The sequence below is a fragment of the Streptomyces sp. SA15 genome (genome assembly GCF_002291145.1).
GTDB lineage: Bacteria > Actinomycetota > Actinomycetes > Streptomycetales > Streptomycetaceae > Streptomyces.
In genome coordinates this window covers 66,471-81,394 of record NZ_NTGE01000128.1, presented here as the reverse complement: position 1 = coordinate 81,394, position 14,924 = coordinate 66,471, and the positions used below count along the sequence as shown (strand labels likewise).

Genomic DNA, 14,924 nt, shown 5'->3' with positions numbered 1-14,924 from the left:
AGGGGCCCCGGTCGGTTGACCGGGGCCCCTTCGCTCACGCCTGTGACTGCCTACGCCGTCTTCTGCTCCCCCGGCCCCCGCCCCCGCGCCTCCCGCGGAATCAGCGTCGGGTTCACGTTCGAATGGACGACGTCCGCCGTGATGACGACGCGGGCCACGTCCTTGCGGGAGGGGACCTCGTACATCACGGACATGAGGACTTCCTCCATGATGGCGCGCAGGCCGCGCGCGCCGGTCTGGCGGAGGATGGCCTGGTCGGCGATGGCCTCCAGGGCCTCGCGCTCGAAGTCCAGCTCCACGCCGTCGAGTTCGAAGAGGCGCTGGTACTGCTTGACGAGCGCGTTGCGCGGCTCGACCAGGATCTGGAGGAGGGCCTCGCGGTCGAGGTTGTGGACCGAAGTGATGACGGGCAGGCGGCCGATGAACTCGGGGATCATGCCGAACTTGACCAGGTCCTCGGGCATGACGTCCTCGAACTGGTCCTTGGCCTCCAGCTCCCGCTTGGAGCGGATCGTCGCGCCGAAGCCGATGCCCTTCGCGCCTGCCCGGGACTCGATGATCTTCTCCAGGCCCGCGAAGGCACCGCCCACGATGAACAGAACGTTCGTCGTGTCGATCTGGATGAACTCCTGGTGGGGGTGTTTGCGCCCACCCTGCGGCGGCACCGAGGCGGTGGTGCCTTCCAGGATCTTCAGCAGGGCCTGCTGCACGCCCTCGCCGCTCACATCGCGTGTGATCGAGGGGTTTTCGCTCTTACGGGCGACCTTGTCGATCTCGTCGATGTAGATGATCCCGGTTTCGGCCTTCTTGACGTCGTAGTCCGCCGCCTGGATCAGCTTCAGCAGGATGTTCTCGACGTCCTCGCCGACGTAGCCCGCCTCCGTCAGCGCCGTCGCGTCGGCGATGGCGAACGGGACGTTGAGCATCCGGGCGAGGGTCTGCGCGAGGAGGGTCTTGCCGGAGCCCGTGGGGCCCAGCAGGAGGATGTTGGACTTCGCCAACTCGATGGCGTCCTCGCGGCTTTGACCGCCGCCGTTCTCACCGGCCTGGACTCGCTTGTAGTGGTTGTACACCGCGACGGAGAGGGCCTTCTTGGCCGCTTCCTGCCCGACTACGTATCCCTCGAGGAACTCGTAGATCTCGCGGGGCTTCGGGAGCTCCTCCCAGCGGACCTCGCTGGTTTCCGCGAGTTCTTCCTCGATGATCTCGTTGCAGAGATCGATGCACTCGTCGCAGATGTACACACCGGGCCCTGCGATGAGCTTCTTGACCTGCTTCTGGCTCTTGCCGCAGAACGAGCACTTGAGCAGATCGCCGCCGTCACCGATGCGTGCCACGGTGTGCTTCCCCTTCGCCTGGGAGACGCCTAGGTCCAGCGGCTCCTGGTGCTGCCTTATGTCCGACGGTACCTTGCCGAGCCCCCCGTTCGGGCCCCCCTTGGCACGGTTCACTTTCTCGTGCACTTTGTCGTGCACAGCGCCGAACCGTGCCAAGGAGCGGCAGACGATACAGGCCCGCGTCAGCGAACCTCAGCGTTGTTCATCTTCCGGGTGGAGATGATCTGGTCGATCAGGCCGTACGACAGCGCGTCCTCGGCCGTGAGGATCTTGTCGCGCTCGATGTCCTCGCGGATCTTCTCGATCGGCGTGGTGGAGTGCTTGGCCAGCATCTCCTCCAGCTGTGCACGCATGCGAAGGATCTCGTTCGCGGCGATCTCCAGGTCGGAGACCTGGCCGCGGCCGGTCTCGCTGTACGGCTGGTGGATCAGGATGCGGGCGTTCGGCAGCGCCATGCGCTTGCCGGGCGAGCCGGCCGCGAGCAGGACGGCCGCGGCGGAGGCCGCCTGGCCCATGCAGACCGTCTGGATGTCCGGCTTCACGAACTGCATCGTGTCGTAGATGGCCGTGAGCGCGGTGAAGGAGCCGCCCGGGCTGTTGATGTAGACCGAGATGTCCCGGTCGGGGTCCATCGACTCCAGGCACAGCAGCTGCGCCATGACGTCGTTGGCGGAGGCGTCGTCGATCTGCACGCCGAGGAAGATCACGCGCTCCTCGAAGAGCTTCGCGTACGGGTCGTACTCGCGGATGCCCTGCGAGGTGCGCTCGACGAAGCGGGGGATCACATAGCGGGACTCCGCGACGGGACCCGTGTACTCGGCGCTCGTGCGGTCGTACAGGCCGCTGCCGGGGAAGTCGTTCACTGTCTGTCTCCTAGGGGCTGAGGCGGTCGGCTGGGGGCTGTGCGGGGGCCTCAGGCCCCGGTGCCGCCGCCGCCCGGCATGCCGGCGGCCGTGGGCACGACGTCGTCGATGAGGCCGTAGTCCTTGGCCTCGAGGGCGTCGAACCAGCGGTCGCGGTCCGAGTCACGGGTGATCTGCTCGATGGTCTGACCCGTGTGCTGGGCCGTGAGCTCGGCCATGCGCTTCTTCGTGTGCAGCAGCCGCTCGGCGTGGATCTTGATGTCGGAGGCCGAGCCGGCCAGGCCCGCGGAGGGCTGGTGGATCAGGATCTCGGCGTTCGGCAGCGCGAAGCGCTTGCCCGGCGTGCCCGCGCTGAGCAGGAACTGTCCCATCGAGGCGGCGAGGCCCATGGCGATGGTCACCACGTCGTTCTTGATGTACTGCATGGTGTCGTAGATCGCCATGCCGGCCGTGATCGAGCCGCCGGGGCTGTTGATGTACAGGAAGATGTCCTTGTCCGGATCGGCGGCAAGGAGCAGCAGCTGCGCGGTGATCTTGTTGGCAATGTCGTCGTCGACCGGCTGGCCGAGGAAGATGATCCGCTCGTTGAGCAGCCGGTTGTAGACCTGGTCGCCGAGGCCACCACCGATGGAAGGCTCGCCGGCGGCGGAGGGCATCAGATTCGTCACGTATCCACCTGCTCGTCTTACGACGGCGTCCGGGCCGTCTTACGTTTCCCTGCGGGGCTGGAGCCGTTCGGGGACTCCACTGCCCTCGTATTCATGGACCCTAACGCGCGGGTCCCTTCGGGGAATCCCGCAGCGGGGGGTGTTCGCTGTCAGCGCAGGTTGCTTGGATCCCGGCGTTGGTGGCGCCGTCGCGGGGCTTCGCCCCGGGTCCCGACGCGTGTCGCCGTGGGCCCCTCGGAGGTGGGCGGCCGCAGGCCCGTGGGGGCTGGTCGCGCCCACGCGGCGGAGCCGCACATCGATACAGCCCCGCGCCCCAAGGACGGCGGCCTGAGGGATCCCCGCCGTATGCCAGGAGGGCCCTGGGGCGTGATGCTCCCCCAGGGCCCTCTGTACGGCATACAAGGCGCCGTGGGCGTCAGCCCTCGGTCTTCTCGGGCTTCTCGTCGGCCTCGGCGTCGGTGGCGTCCGCCTCCGTCGCCTCCGCGGCGATCTCCGCGGCCGTCTCCGTCTCGTCCTCGTCGTCCAGGTCGATGATCTCGCCGTTGGTGTCCTTGACCGTGGCCTTCTCGACCACGACGGCCAGGGCCTTGCCGCGGGCGACCTCGCCGACCAGGAGCGGGACCTGGCCGCCCTCGACGACCGCCTGGGCGAACTGGTCGGGGGACATGCCGGAGGAGGCCGCGCGCCGCATGAGGTGCTCGGTGAGCTCCTCCTGGTTGACGTTGAGCTTCTCCTGCTTGACGAGCTCGTCGAGCACGAACTGGGTCTTGATGCCCTTGACCGCGGCCTCGCGGGTCTCGTTCTCGAACTCCTCGACGGTCTTGCCCTGGATCTCCAGGTACTTCTCGAGGTCGAGGCCCATCTGGCCGAGCTGGTGGTGCTCGAGGTTGTGCTTGCGGGTGTTGATCTCGTCCTCGAGCAGCTTCTCGGGGACCGGGACCTCGACCAGCTCGAGCAGCTTCTCCAGGACGCGCTCCTGGGCCTGCGTGGCCTGGTCGTACTGCTTCATGTTCTCCAGGCGCTTGCGGCTGTCCGCCCGGAGCTCCTCGAGGGTGTCGAACTCGGAGGCGAGCTGCGCGAAGTCGTCGTCCAGCTCGGGCAGTTCGCGCGCGGCGACCTGGGTGACCTTGACGGTGACCTCGGCCTCCTGGCCGGCCGCCGAGCCGCCCTTGAGCTCGGAGGTGAAGGTGGCCTCGCCACCCGCCTCCAGGCCCTTCACGGCGTCGTCGATGCCTTCCAGCAGCTCGCCGGAGCCGATCGTGTAGGAGACGCCGCTGGCGACGCCGTCCTCCAGGACCTCGCCGCCGACCTTGGCCTCCAGGTCGATCGTCACGACGTCGCCGTCCTCGGCGGCGCGCTCGACCGGATTGGTGGAGGCGAAGCGCTCACGGAGCTGCTCGACCGACTTCTCGATGTCCTCCTCGGTGACCTCGACCGCGTCGACCTCGACCTCGATGCCGGAGTAGTCCGGGATCTCGAGGGCCGGGCGGACGTCGACCTCGGCGGTGAAGTTCAGCGTCTCGCCGTCCTTCAGCTCGGTGATGTCGACCTCGGGCTGGCCCAGGACGTCGATCTCGGCCTCGTTGACCGCTTCGGTGTAGAACTTCGGAAGCGCGTCGTTGACCGCCTCCTCCAGAACCGCACCGCGGCCGAACCGCTGGTCGATGATCCGGGCCGGGATCTTGCCCTTGCGGAAGCCCTTCACCGTGACCTGCTGGTTGATCTTCTTGTACGCCGCGTCGAGGCTGTCCTTGAGCTCCTCGAAGGGCACCTCGACAGTGAGCCGAACCCGAGTCGGGTTCAGGGTCTCCACGGCGCTCTTCACGGTTCGGTCTCCTTGTGGCTGACTTCTTGGGTTCTGCCGGAGCCAGAATGGTCCGGCGGATTCGCCGCCCGGAGACTTCACACGAGAGACACACGGGCGTGCAGCTTGCATAGTAACGGCAGCGGCGACACGCCCCAAAGGCGATCACAGGACGCGATCGCCCGAGGTGACCGCGCGGGTGGCCGGTAACGGCCGGTGATGGCCGGTCGCCGACCGGTCGGCGACCGGTCACTGGTCGGTCAGCGATCGGTCGCCGACCGGTCGGTGGTCGGGGTGGCGGGATTTGAACCCACGGCCTTCCGCTCCCAAAGCGGACGCGCTACCAAGCTGCGCCACACCCCGTCTGGTGCGACACGTAGGGTACATGCCCGCAGGCAGTGGGGCCGCCGCATTTCACGAGCGCGCGTGCGGGCGGCGGCTCGGGCGGAAACGGGTGTGCGGCGAAGGGGCACGACCCGCTACGATGCCTCCAGTGCCGCGGTCACCCGACCTGCGGCGCGTGCTCTGCGGGCGTAGCTCAATGGTAGAGCCCTAGTCTTCCAAACTAGCTACGCGGGTTCGATTCCCGTCGCCCGCTCCAACCAGGCCTCCGGCCCGGTCCTTCAGGGATCAGGCCGGGGGCCTTTGTGACGTCGCGGTGACCTTCCAGGCTGTCCGTGGCGTACAAGACGTACGTGACGTACGTGACGTACGGGGTTCTGGGGCGGCGGACCATGGGCGCGCGCCTAGAACTGGATCGAGTTGATGGTCTCCGCCAGGGAGTTCAGGAACCGTTGTATGTCGTCGGCCATGCCGGTCGAGGCGAGGAAGAAGCCGAAGAGCACGGCGACCACGGCGGGGCCGCCCTTGATGGAGCCTCCTCTGATCAACACCACCAAGACGATCCCCAACAGCAGCACCACTGACAGCGAAATGGCCACAACTGATCACACCCTCGGTCGGTCCGCTCTCCCGGCCCGGGGATGCAACCCCGCGCACCCCCGCCAGAACCATCGTGCCACCAACAGGGCCCGCATATGCGGCGCGTGACCCAACGTTGGCCAGAGCCGGACCCGAGTCTGCGCGCGCACCCGCGCGCGCGGGGCCTTCACTACAGCACCCGCACAGCAATTCGACAGGGCACCCGCATAGGGAAGCACCGGAGATACGCAGGGAATTCGGCCGGATCGTTTCCGTGTCCACACACCGTGTTCGCAGCCAATTCGAATTGCGGTCACAGACACACCGATGACTGGCCTTATGCACCATTTAGTCGGGATGAATCGCGACAAGAAGGACACGTATGTGTCGAGGACAGTGATATCAACTCCCGGGAAAACACGGGTAGTCGAAGCGATTAACCAGGAATGACGTGGAGGGTTTTACGAATACCCACAGCCGAGGCTAGGGTGCCTCAGATGTTCCACGCCGCCTCGCTGCGACCGCATGGCCAGAACCGCGCGCCACTCCCCCCGGCACAGTCGCCGGCGGACGGAGTGCCGAGTCCGCGCTCGCCGGAGAAACAGCAGAATCAGCAGAAGCAACAGCCCGCCAAGCCGTCCGGCAAACAGCGCGACGCGTTCTTCGACAACGCCAAGTACCTGGCGATCGTGCTGGTGGCGGTCGCCCACTCCTGGGAGCCGATCAAGAGCGACAGCCGGATCCTCGAGGGCGTGTACATGGTGGTGTACGCGTTCCACATGCCGGCGTTCATCATCATCTCCGGCTTCTTCTCGCGCAGTTTCGACATGCGTGCCGACCGGCTGCAGCGCCTGATCACCGGCGTCGCCGTGCCGTACATCCTCTTCGAGACCGCCTACCCGCTGTTCAAGCGCTTCGCCGACGACGCGCCGGAGCAGGACATCAGCCTGCTGGATCCCTGGTACCTGACCTGGTTCCTGGTCGCGCTGTTCATCTGGCGGCTGACCACCCCGATCTGGAAGCTGGTGCGGTGGCCGCTGCCGCTGGCGCTGTCCATCGCCATGCTGGCGTCCGTCACGCCGAACATCGGCGACGACCTGGACCTCCAGCGGGTGCTGCAGTTCCTGCCGTTCTTCGTGCTCGGCCTGTGCATGAAGCCGGAGCACTTCCGGCTGGTGCGCCGCCGTTCGGTGCGGATCCTGGCGGTGCCGGGGTTCGCGGCCGCGCTGGCCGTCGGCTGGTGGGCGGTGCCGCGCATGAACACGGCGTGGTTCTACCACCGTGACGCCGCGCAGGAGTTGGGCACGCCGTGGTGGACCGGACCGGTCATGGTGCTCGCCCTGTTCGGCTGTTCGCTGCTGCTGACCGCCTGCTTCTTCGCCTGGGTGCCGGGCCGGACGATGTGGTTCACGGCGCTCGGCGCGGGCACGCTCTACGGCTACCTGCTGCACGGCTTCCTGGTGAAGGGCGGCGACTACTGGGGCTGGTTCGACCACGCCTGGCTGCACCGCCCGCTCGGCGAGATCTTCGTCAGCGTCCTCGCGGCCGTCGCCGTCACCCTGCTGTGCACCTCTCCGGTGCGGCGGCTCTTCCGGTTCGCGATGGAGCCGAAGATGGAGTGGGCCTTCAAGCGGGACGCGGCCGACCTGGCCCGCGGGCGCGAGAAGCGCGAGCAGACCCCTGTACGCGAGAAGGTCAACGCCTAGCCGTCGCGACCGATCGACCGATCGACCGCCCCCGCACCGGCCTGACCGGGCGGGGGCGCTGTCATTCCTCCAGCCTGTCGCCGCGCAGGGCCGCGCGGGCCGGGAGGGTGGCGGCCGTCAGGGCCAGGACGACGATCGTGCCGGCGAAAGCGCCGTGGACCAGCGGGGATATGTAACGATCCGGCCGTCGGCCACGAACAGGACGCGGTCCGCCCAGGCGGCGGCCGTCGGGTCGTGGGTGACCTCCCCCACGCTCGAACAACCTCGCGCGGGGGCACCCCCATCGACGGTGGCGCCCTGCGTGCCCACGGCCTGTCGGAGCAGGGCGAGGATCTCGGCGGCCGTGGTCGTGTCCAGGGCGCCCGTCGGCTCGTCCGCGAAGACGACGTCGGGGCGGGTGACCAGAGCACGGGCGATCACGACACTCCCCCAGTGCCTTAAGGGCCTGGGGGGACCCCCAGCTGCTGGCCGCCGGAGAGCTGACCGGAGGTGGGGGCGGACCATGAGGACGGCCGCCCAGAAGATCTGGGGAAAACCCCACCCGGTTGTGCGGCTTTCCCCCTGTCGGCGCCGGAATCCGTCAGGCTCAACTGCCCTTCAGATGCCTCATCAGACGCTCGAAGTCCTGCCAGCCCGACAGGTCCGACGGGTCGCCAGGAAGGGGGTAGTACAGCGCCGGGCGGGTCTTCGGGCCCAGTTCCCGCGGAGCCTCGGCGAGCGGAGTGTTCCGGGCCCGGTCACCTGGCATCTCGCGGACCTCCTCGGAGCCCAGGACGAACGCGTACGGCACGCCGGGGCCTTCGAAGCGCGGCGGCACGGACAGGTCCCGGCGGGCGCGGCGGATCTGGACCAGCATGGACTGCAGGTCGTGCTGCGTGGCGAGGGCCTCCGCCGCGGCGATGACGGCGTCCGTCGGCATCTGCTCGCCCGGGCCGTAGCCGAAGGCCAGCGTCACGTCCTCCTCCACGCCGCCCTTGGTGCGGGTGATGCGGACGGTCGCGAGGCCCGGGCGCTCCGGGCTGCCGACGGCCACCAGCCAGGTCGGCTCGGGCGCCCGCTCGTACGCCACGTCGGTCAACTGCCGCAAGGACCAGGGGAGGTTGGCGGGTTCCTCGGTGCCCCAGCCGGCCGGCGGCTCACCGGTGATCTCCTGCCATACGGCTTCCAGGGCGCCGCCGAGGACGAGCCGTTCGTCGGCCGGGTGGATGGTGCGGAAGGAGATCGCCAGCTGGCGTTCGCCCGTGTCGCCCTTTTCGGCGAAGCCCTCGCCGAAGGAGGCGGCGACCGGCGTGCGCGGGTCCTCAGGGGTGGCCTCCGGCGACTCGACGGTCACGAAGAGGCCGTTGCTCCACTGCAGGACCGCTCCGGACAGGCCGTCGTAGTAGCCGTCCCGTTCGTCCTGCACCACCCAGCGCGAGGGCCAGCCGGGCAGGCTGTTGCGGACCGCCGGGGAGAGGCGGGTGCCCGCGGGGGTGACGATCTGCAGGCCGAGGCCGGCGTTCGCGGCGGCGCGGAACGCGTCCGAGAGCCAGGCGGTCATCGCGACCACCGGGCGGTCCTGGATGATGACGGCGACCTTGTCGGTGAGCACGTCCACGGCCGGCTGGGCGGCGGCCGGTACCGGCGCCACGCTCATCCCGTCCGTCTTGACCACGGCCAGCGACCACGCGGCCCCGGGCGGCCAGGCGGTCCCGCCGACCAGCGTGCCGATGCGCGCGGCGAAGGTCCCGGCGAGTTCCTCGGCCTCCTTGACGCCGGTGGTGGCGCGGGCCTCGGTCCACCAGTACGGCACCTCGGGCTCACGCGCCCCGAGCAGCCGCTCGGCCTCGCCCCGGACCTGCACGAGCAGCGGCGCCTCCACGGAGACGAGCGGGCGGCCCTGCTCGTCGCAGAGCTGCACCACCGCGCCCTCTCCCTCGACGCCCACCATCCTGTCGGGGCCGCCGGAGAGCAGACCCGCGAGCACGCTCAACGGGTCGGGCATCTGCTTCGTGAGGGCGATGACGTCCTTCGTCATGGATTCACCTGTGTCCCCGTGTAGACGGTCTGGATCAGCCGGTTCGGTTGGCCCCTGCGGACCAACACCCCACGGCCGGGCGGCTGCTGGCTCGCGTACACGCCGGGGAAGAGCTGACCTTCGCTCCGGTCACCCGCCATCACCAGCGCCGAGGCGCCGGACTCGCGCAGCCCCTGCATCAGCGGCTCGTACAGGCCGCGGGAGGCGCCCGCGACCCGGCGGGTCAGGACGAAGTGCAGGCCGATGTCGACGGCCGAGGGGATGTACGGCACGAAGGGCGCGAGCGGCTGCTGGCCGGCGGTGGTGAGGACGTCGTAGTCGTCGACGAGGATCACGATCCGCGGGCCGGAGAAGCTGCCCGGCTCCAGGTCCTCGCCGCCCGCGCTCTCGTCGGGCAGCCGCTTCTCCAGTTCGGTGGCGATGCCGGCGGCGAGGCCGGCGCACAGCTTGGCGTTGTAGGCGTAGCCGCCCCGGTACTCCTCCGGGATGACGCCGCGCAGGCCGCGGCGCGGGTCGAAGACCCCGAAGACCAGTTCGTTGTCGCCGTAGCGCTCGATCAGGCCCTGGGCGACGACCTTGAGCAGGTTGGTCTTGCCGCACTCGCTGTCGCCCATGATCAGCAGGTGCTGGTCGTGTTCGAACAGGTCGATCAGGACGGGGGCCAGCTGCGTCTGGTCCAGGCCGATCGGCACCCGGCGCGGCTCGGACGCCGGGCCGGGCAGTTGCTGTGCCTCCAGGACGTGCGGCAGTACACGGACCGGCTGGGCGACCTCGCCGGTCCAGGTGGCGCGGATCGAGCGGGCGGTGTGCTCCAGGACCGCGCCGAGGTCGCTGGTGTCGGCGAGGCCGTCGGTGCGGGGCAGGGCGACCTGCGCGAAGAGCTTGCCGTCGGTGAGGATGCGGCCCTTCTCCTCGGGCGAGAGGGTCTCGGCCAGCTTGCGGTCGATGCTGGACTCGCTCGGATCGTTCAGGCGCAGCTCGACGCGGGTGCCGAACTGGGACTGGGTGGCGATGCGCACGTCGTTCCAGCGGAGCATGCCGGCGACGACGTGGATGCCGTAGCCGCTGCCGCGCTTGAGGATGTCGACGACCGAGTCGTCGAGGTCCTCGAAGTCGTCGCGCAGGGCGCCGAATCCGTCGATGAGCAGCACGATCTCGGTGGAGGCCAGCTCGGGCACGCGGCCCGCGGCGCGCAGAGTACGCAGTTGTTCCAGGGAGTCGATGGTGTGGATGCGGAAAAGCTCCTCCCTCTGGTCGAGCATGGCGCGTACGGAGTCGATGGTGCGGGCGGCGCGCTCGCGGTCGGCGCGGCCGGCGACCCCGCCGACGTGCGGCAGACCGGAGAGGGCCTGCAGGCCGCCACCGACGAGGTCGAGGCCGTAGACGCCGACCTCCTGCGGGGTGTGGGTCAGGGCCAGGGAGAGGGCCAGGGAGCGCAGCAGGGTGGTCTTGCCGGACTGCGGGCCGCCGATGATGGCGGCGTGGCCGCCGGCGAGCGTGAGGTCCAGGTACCACTGGCCCTGCCACTGCTTGGTCGGGTCGTCGAGGAGGCCGAGCGGCACCTGGAGCGGGCCCCGCCGCTTGGCGAGCTGCATGCCGCGCGGGCCGATCTCCACGGGACCGGCGACCCTGTCGAGGGGGACCCCGGCGGGCAGCGGGGGCAGCCAGATCTGGCGCACCGAGTGGGCGCCGGCCCTCTGGAGCTGGTCGATGATCACGCCCATCTCGGTGGGCCCGGTCTCCCGGCGCCGCATCTGCGGCTCCTCGGCGCCCGAACTCTCGTCCTGGCCCAGGGTGTTGTAGGCCTCGTACTCCAGGGCCAGCGGCCCGGTGTCCTCGGTGTCGCGCTGCACGGGGCCGCGGTAGGCGCCGGAGACGTAGCTGGCCTTGAACCGCTCGTAGTGGCTGGTGTCGACCTTGAGGTAGCCGAAGCCGGGCAGCGGGGGCAGGTGGAAGGCGTCCGTGGTGTCCAGGACCGTACGGGACTCGTCGGGCGAGAAGGTGCGCAGACCCAGCCGGTACGACAGGTAGGTGTCCAGGCCCTTGAGCTTGCCGCCCTCGATGCGCTGGCTGGACAGCAGCAGGTGGACGCCGATGGAGCGGCCGATGCGGCCGATGGACAGGAACAGGTCGATGAAGTCCGGCTTGGCGGTGAGCAGTTCGCCGAACTCGTCGATCACCACGAAGAGGTGCGGCAGCGGCTCCAGGTCGGGGCGCCGCTCGGCGCGCAGCGCGGCGTAGTGGCCGATGTCGGCTACGTTGCCCGCGTCCTTGAGGACCTGCTGGCGGCGCTTGACCTCGCCGGCGAGGGAGGCGTGGACGCGCTCGACGAGGCCGGCCTGGTTCTCCAGGTTGGTGATGACGCCGGCGACGTGCGGAAGGTCCGCGAAGGGGGCGAAGGTGGCGCCGCCCTTGTAGTCGACGAGGACCATGGCCAGGTCCTCCGGTGGGTGCGTGGCGACCAGGGCGAGGACGAGGGTGCGCAGCAGCTCGGACTTGCCGGAGCCGGTGGCGCCGACGCACAGGCCGTGCGGGCCCATGCCCAGTTCGGAGGACTCCTTCAGGTCGAGGAGCACGGGCTCCTTGGAGTCGCTGACGCCGATCGGCACGCGCAGGAAGGCCCGTTCGCCGCGCGGCGCCCACAGCCGGTTCAGGTCGAGGCCGGCCACGTCGTCGATGCCGAGCAGTTCGGCGAAGTCGACCGGGCCGGTGAGCGGCGCGTCGACCATCGACTCGGCGGACAGCCTGAGCGGGGCGAGCATCCGGGCGAAGCCCTCGGCGAAGGGGATGCCGATCTCGTCGACGGTGCCATGGGCGCTGATCGGCTCCGGCATGCGCATGTCCTCGATGACGACGCGCTCGCCGTCGACGGTGATGCGCACGCCGACGCTGCCGGGCTCCTGGACCCGCTGGTCGAGCAGGTGCAGGACGGTGACGCCCATGTCGCGCAGGCCGACCGCGTCGTCGGGGCGCGGCAGGTCGACGGCGTCGTCGCCATGTGCGTCGGCGACGACGAGCAGCCGGGAGGTCATGGCGAGGGCATCCTTGCCGGACAGACCGCGGCGCACCTCGGCGGCGTAGGAGGCGCGGCGGCGCAGCTCGGGGCCGATCTGCCGGGCCAGTTGGGGCAGTGAGGGCGCGATCCGGCGGGCGGCGACGGGGCCGTCGAACTGCTCGGTGTCGAGCAGGTGCGGCAGCCACTTCGCCCATTCCCAGTCGGCGATCCGGTCGCCGGGCGCGGCGAGCGCCATGGCCACGTCGTCGGGCGCGTGGGTGGCGGCCGCCTGCGCGATCAGCGCGCGGGCGACCCGGAGGGTGTCCTCACGTTCGCCGATGACGGTGATGTTGCCGACCCGGTCGAGCGGGACGGTGAGCGGGAGTTCGGTGCCGCTGCTGAAGCGGGACACCAGCGCGGAGGCCTCGTTCAGCATGAACTCGTCGGGCGGGGTGAGCACGGAGGATCCGGGCGGGGCCACCTTCAGGTCGCGCACCGGCATCTCGCCGGTGCCGACGCGGACCCGCAGGAAGTCGGCGTCGAGCCGGCGCCGCTCCCACAGCCGGGCGGGGTCGCGCACGATGTCGTACAGCGCGTCCGGCGGCGGGTTGAGCACCTGGGTGCTCTCGCGCCGCTCCTTCTCCTCGTTCGACAGCTCCTCCCGCAGGTCCTCCAGGTAGGCGAGGTAGGCCTCGCGCTGGGTGCGGCGGGTGCGCTGGGCCTTGCCGCGCTGGGAGAAGACCATGACGAGCGAGCCGATGATGGTGACGACGAGGATGATCGCGCCCAGCCCCGCGAACTGGCTGTTGCGTACGACCGTCATCATCACGACGGACGACATGACACCGGCGACGGGCAGCAGCGAGGTCGCTATGGAGCCCGTCTTGCCGTCGGGCAGGTTGGGTGGCGCCTCGATGGTGCGCGGCTCGGGAGAGGCCGGGGGCCGGGTCGTCCGGGCCGGCCGGTGGATCAGTCGGGTGCTCATCGTCCTTCTAGCCTTTGTCCTCGAGGTCCTTCGAGATGCTTCGAGATCCCTTCGAGATCCTTCGAGATCCCTTCGTGCTCGGGAGGGTTCAGCGGCGCTTCTGGGAGAGCTGGAAGGCCTCCGCGGCCAGGCGGGTCGCGGCCTCCCGGGTGTCCCGCGCGAGCAGGTCGGTGCGGATGATGCCGCCGGCCGCCAGATGGCGGTCGTAGGGCAGGATCCGCACGCTCGCGCCGGTCTCCCTCAGCTGCTCGGCGGCCTTGTCGAGGTCGATGCCGGTGTGCGGCACGGTCTCGGTGAGCACGACGACGGTCGTGGTGGTGATGTCCCGGGGCAGACCGCGCATCCACTCCAGGACCGCGTGCGTGCTGGCGATGCCCTCGATCGTCGCGGGCACGGTGAGGATGCGGGCCTGGGCGGCGGACAGCGCGGTACGGGCGACCTCGGCGGGCAGCGTCTCGCAGTCGACGACGGTCACGCCGAAGTAGCGGCGCGACGACACCATGATCCGCTCGTAGCCCTTGGTGTCGAGCATGGCGCCGACCTGGCCCTGGCTGCCGGGCAACAGCCAGGCGTTGTCGGGCAGTTGGACGAGATAGCCGGTGACGTCGAGCAGCGTCATCTGCGGTTCGACGACCTCGGCGAGGTCGCCGGTGGTCCAGCGCGTGCTCTCCGCGCCGAGCCGCACCGGCAGCGAGCCGAGCGCCGGATCGGCCTCGACGACGAGGACCGGGTCCTGGCGGTAGTGGGCGTAGGTGGTGCCGAGCAGGGCGGCGACCGTCGTCTTGCCCGAGCCGCCACGGATGGAGGTCACCGCGATCTGCCGGCCCGTGGTGACCGGCTGCTGCAGTATCTCGGCGGTCGCGGTGGTCTCGGCGACCTCACGCGCGGCCGAGGAGGACACGGTACGGCGTACGGCGCGCAGGGCTCGGGCGGTGAACGGCTCCCCGCGCCGGGGAGCCCGGGCGGAGGAGACGAGCTTCTTGTCGACCACGGGGCGGGTCTCGCGGGTGGCGCGGGACGACCGGGCGCGCGGGGCGGGGGTCCGCTCGGCGTACTGCTGGGGCTGGGGGCCGGGGGTCTGTTGGGGCTGGGGGTGGGGTTGGCCGGCGTAGGGCTGCTGCGGCTGGGCGGGGGTGGCCTGCGGCTGGGCGTAGGGCTGTTGTGCGTAGGCCTGTTGTGCGTAGGCCTGGTCGGGGTACGGCGGCTGGCCCTGGGCGGGGTGGGGCTGCTGGGGCTGCTGTTGGGGCTGCTGCGGGTGGGCGGGGTACTGGCCGCCGTACGCCTGCTGCTGGGCCGCGGCCTGGTCGCCGTGTGCCTGCTGCTGGTACTGCGGGTCGGAGGGCATCGGCTGCTGATTCTGCTGCGGGTAGCCGTACGCAGGTGCCTGGCCCTGCGCTTGACCCTGCGCCCCCTGCTGCGGTGGCTGCGGTTGGGGCGCCTGCTGTTCCCCCTGCTGGGGCACCTGTGGTGGCCGGCCGCCCTGTTGCGCGGCACGCTGTTGGGGCGTGCCGCCCCTCAGGTCGCGCAGCACGTCGTTCTGCCAGTTGTCCCCGCTCGGCATGTCGCCCTTCTCTCCTGCCACGCCCCCGTCTCGTCGTCCCGTGGGAGCGACAGCACGTCGGCGTCTG

At 70.0% G+C, this 14,924-nt stretch carries 9 protein-coding genes, 2 tRNA genes and 1 pseudogene; 2 read left to right on the top strand and 10 right to left on the bottom strand.

The genetic code is table 11. The annotated features are described in order from the left end of the window. Nucleotides 1–50 precede the first annotated feature (50 nt). From clpX to CLM62_RS30175, 5 genes are all read right to left on the bottom strand, one after another. Nucleotides 51–1,337: an ATP-dependent Clp protease ATP-binding subunit ClpX gene (gene clpX / locus CLM62_RS30195; protein ID WP_095753096.1), complete on the bottom strand. Its 1,287-nt coding sequence runs from the start codon at nt 1,335–1,337 to the stop codon at nt 51–53. 182 nt (nt 1,338–1,519) lie between these two features. Then, nucleotides 1,520–2,200 carry an ATP-dependent Clp protease proteolytic subunit gene (locus tag CLM62_RS30190; RefSeq protein WP_095753066.1) on the bottom strand — a complete coding sequence of 227 codons (681 nt, stop codon included), beginning with the start codon at nt 2,198–2,200 and terminating at the stop codon, nt 1,520–1,522. A gap of 50 nt (nt 2,201–2,250) precedes the next feature. Next, a complete protein-coding gene (locus tag CLM62_RS30185) occupies nt 2,251–2,856 on the bottom strand; it encodes an ATP-dependent Clp protease proteolytic subunit (RefSeq protein WP_095753095.1) in 606 nt (201 codons plus the stop codon). A 427-nt stretch (nt 2,857–3,283) separates the two neighbouring features. Beyond that, nucleotides 3,284–4,693: a trigger factor gene (tig, locus tag CLM62_RS30180; protein ID WP_095753065.1), complete on the bottom strand. Its 1,410-nt coding sequence runs from the start codon at nt 4,691–4,693 to the stop codon at nt 3,284–3,286. A 265-nt stretch (nt 4,694–4,958) separates the two neighbouring features. Continuing rightward, nucleotides 4,959–5,035: transfer RNA gene (locus CLM62_RS30175), tRNA-Pro, on the bottom strand. Between the two features lie 164 nt (nt 5,036–5,199). Here CLM62_RS30175 and CLM62_RS30170 point away from each other — a divergent pair. Further along, nucleotides 5,200–5,273, top strand: a tRNA-Gly gene (locus CLM62_RS30170). Nucleotides 5,274–5,418: 145 nt separating this feature from the next. Here CLM62_RS30170 and CLM62_RS30165 read toward each other — a convergent pair. Then, nucleotides 5,419–5,613, bottom strand: coding sequence for a hypothetical protein (locus CLM62_RS30165; protein WP_095753064.1), 195 nt, complete (start codon nt 5,611–5,613; stop codon nt 5,419–5,421). 477 nt (nt 5,614–6,090) lie between these two features. Between CLM62_RS30165 and CLM62_RS30160 the strand changes: the two genes are divergently transcribed. Further along, complete coding sequence (locus CLM62_RS30160; RefSeq protein WP_095753063.1) at nt 6,091–7,299, top strand: acyltransferase family protein; 1,209 nt, start codon at nt 6,091–6,093, stop codon at nt 7,297–7,299. Nucleotides 7,300–7,416: 117 nt separating this feature from the next. On the opposite strand, the pseudogene CLM62_RS30155 reads toward CLM62_RS30160, so the two are convergent. From CLM62_RS30155 to CLM62_RS52760, 4 genes and pseudogenes are all read right to left on the bottom strand, one after another. Then, nucleotides 7,417–7,722: pseudogene (locus CLM62_RS30155) on the bottom strand (hypothetical protein); the annotation flags it as partial. Between the two features lie 163 nt (nt 7,723–7,885). Further along, on the bottom strand, nt 7,886–9,316 hold the full coding sequence (locus tag CLM62_RS30150; protein WP_095753062.1) for a DUF6177 family protein: 1,431 nt from the start codon (nt 9,314–9,316) through the stop codon (nt 7,886–7,888). Beyond that, nucleotides 9,313–13,296 carry a type VII secretion protein EccCa gene (gene eccCa / locus CLM62_RS30145; RefSeq protein ID WP_095753061.1) on the bottom strand — a complete coding sequence of 1,328 codons (3,984 nt, stop codon included), beginning with the start codon at nt 13,294–13,296 and terminating at the stop codon, nt 9,313–9,315. The genes CLM62_RS30150 and eccCa overlap by 4 nt, the downstream gene beginning before the upstream one ends. A gap of 88 nt (nt 13,297–13,384) precedes the next feature. Next, nucleotides 13,385–14,878: a hypothetical protein gene (locus tag CLM62_RS52760; RefSeq protein WP_306457943.1), complete on the bottom strand. Its 1,494-nt coding sequence runs from the start codon at nt 14,876–14,878 to the stop codon at nt 13,385–13,387. Nucleotides 14,879–14,924 lie beyond the last annotated feature (46 nt).

What these genes read in the sequence shown, in the direction of transcription:
- CLM62_RS30185 (WP_095753095.1), bottom strand. Translation starts at nt 2,856, where the DNA reads ATGCCCTCCGCCGCCGGCGAGCCTTCCATCGGTGGTGGCCTCGGCGAC.
- CLM62_RS30160 (WP_095753063.1), top strand. Translation starts at nt 6,091, where the DNA reads ATGTTCCACGCCGCCTCGCTGCGACCGCATGGCCAGAACCGCGCGCCA.
- CLM62_RS30150 (WP_095753062.1), bottom strand. Translation starts at nt 9,316, where the DNA reads ATGACGAAGGACGTCATCGCCCTCACGAAGCAGATGCCCGACCCGTTG.
- eccCa (WP_095753061.1), bottom strand. Translation starts at nt 13,296, where the DNA reads ATGAGCACCCGACTGATCCACCGGCCGGCCCGGACGACCCGGCCCCCG.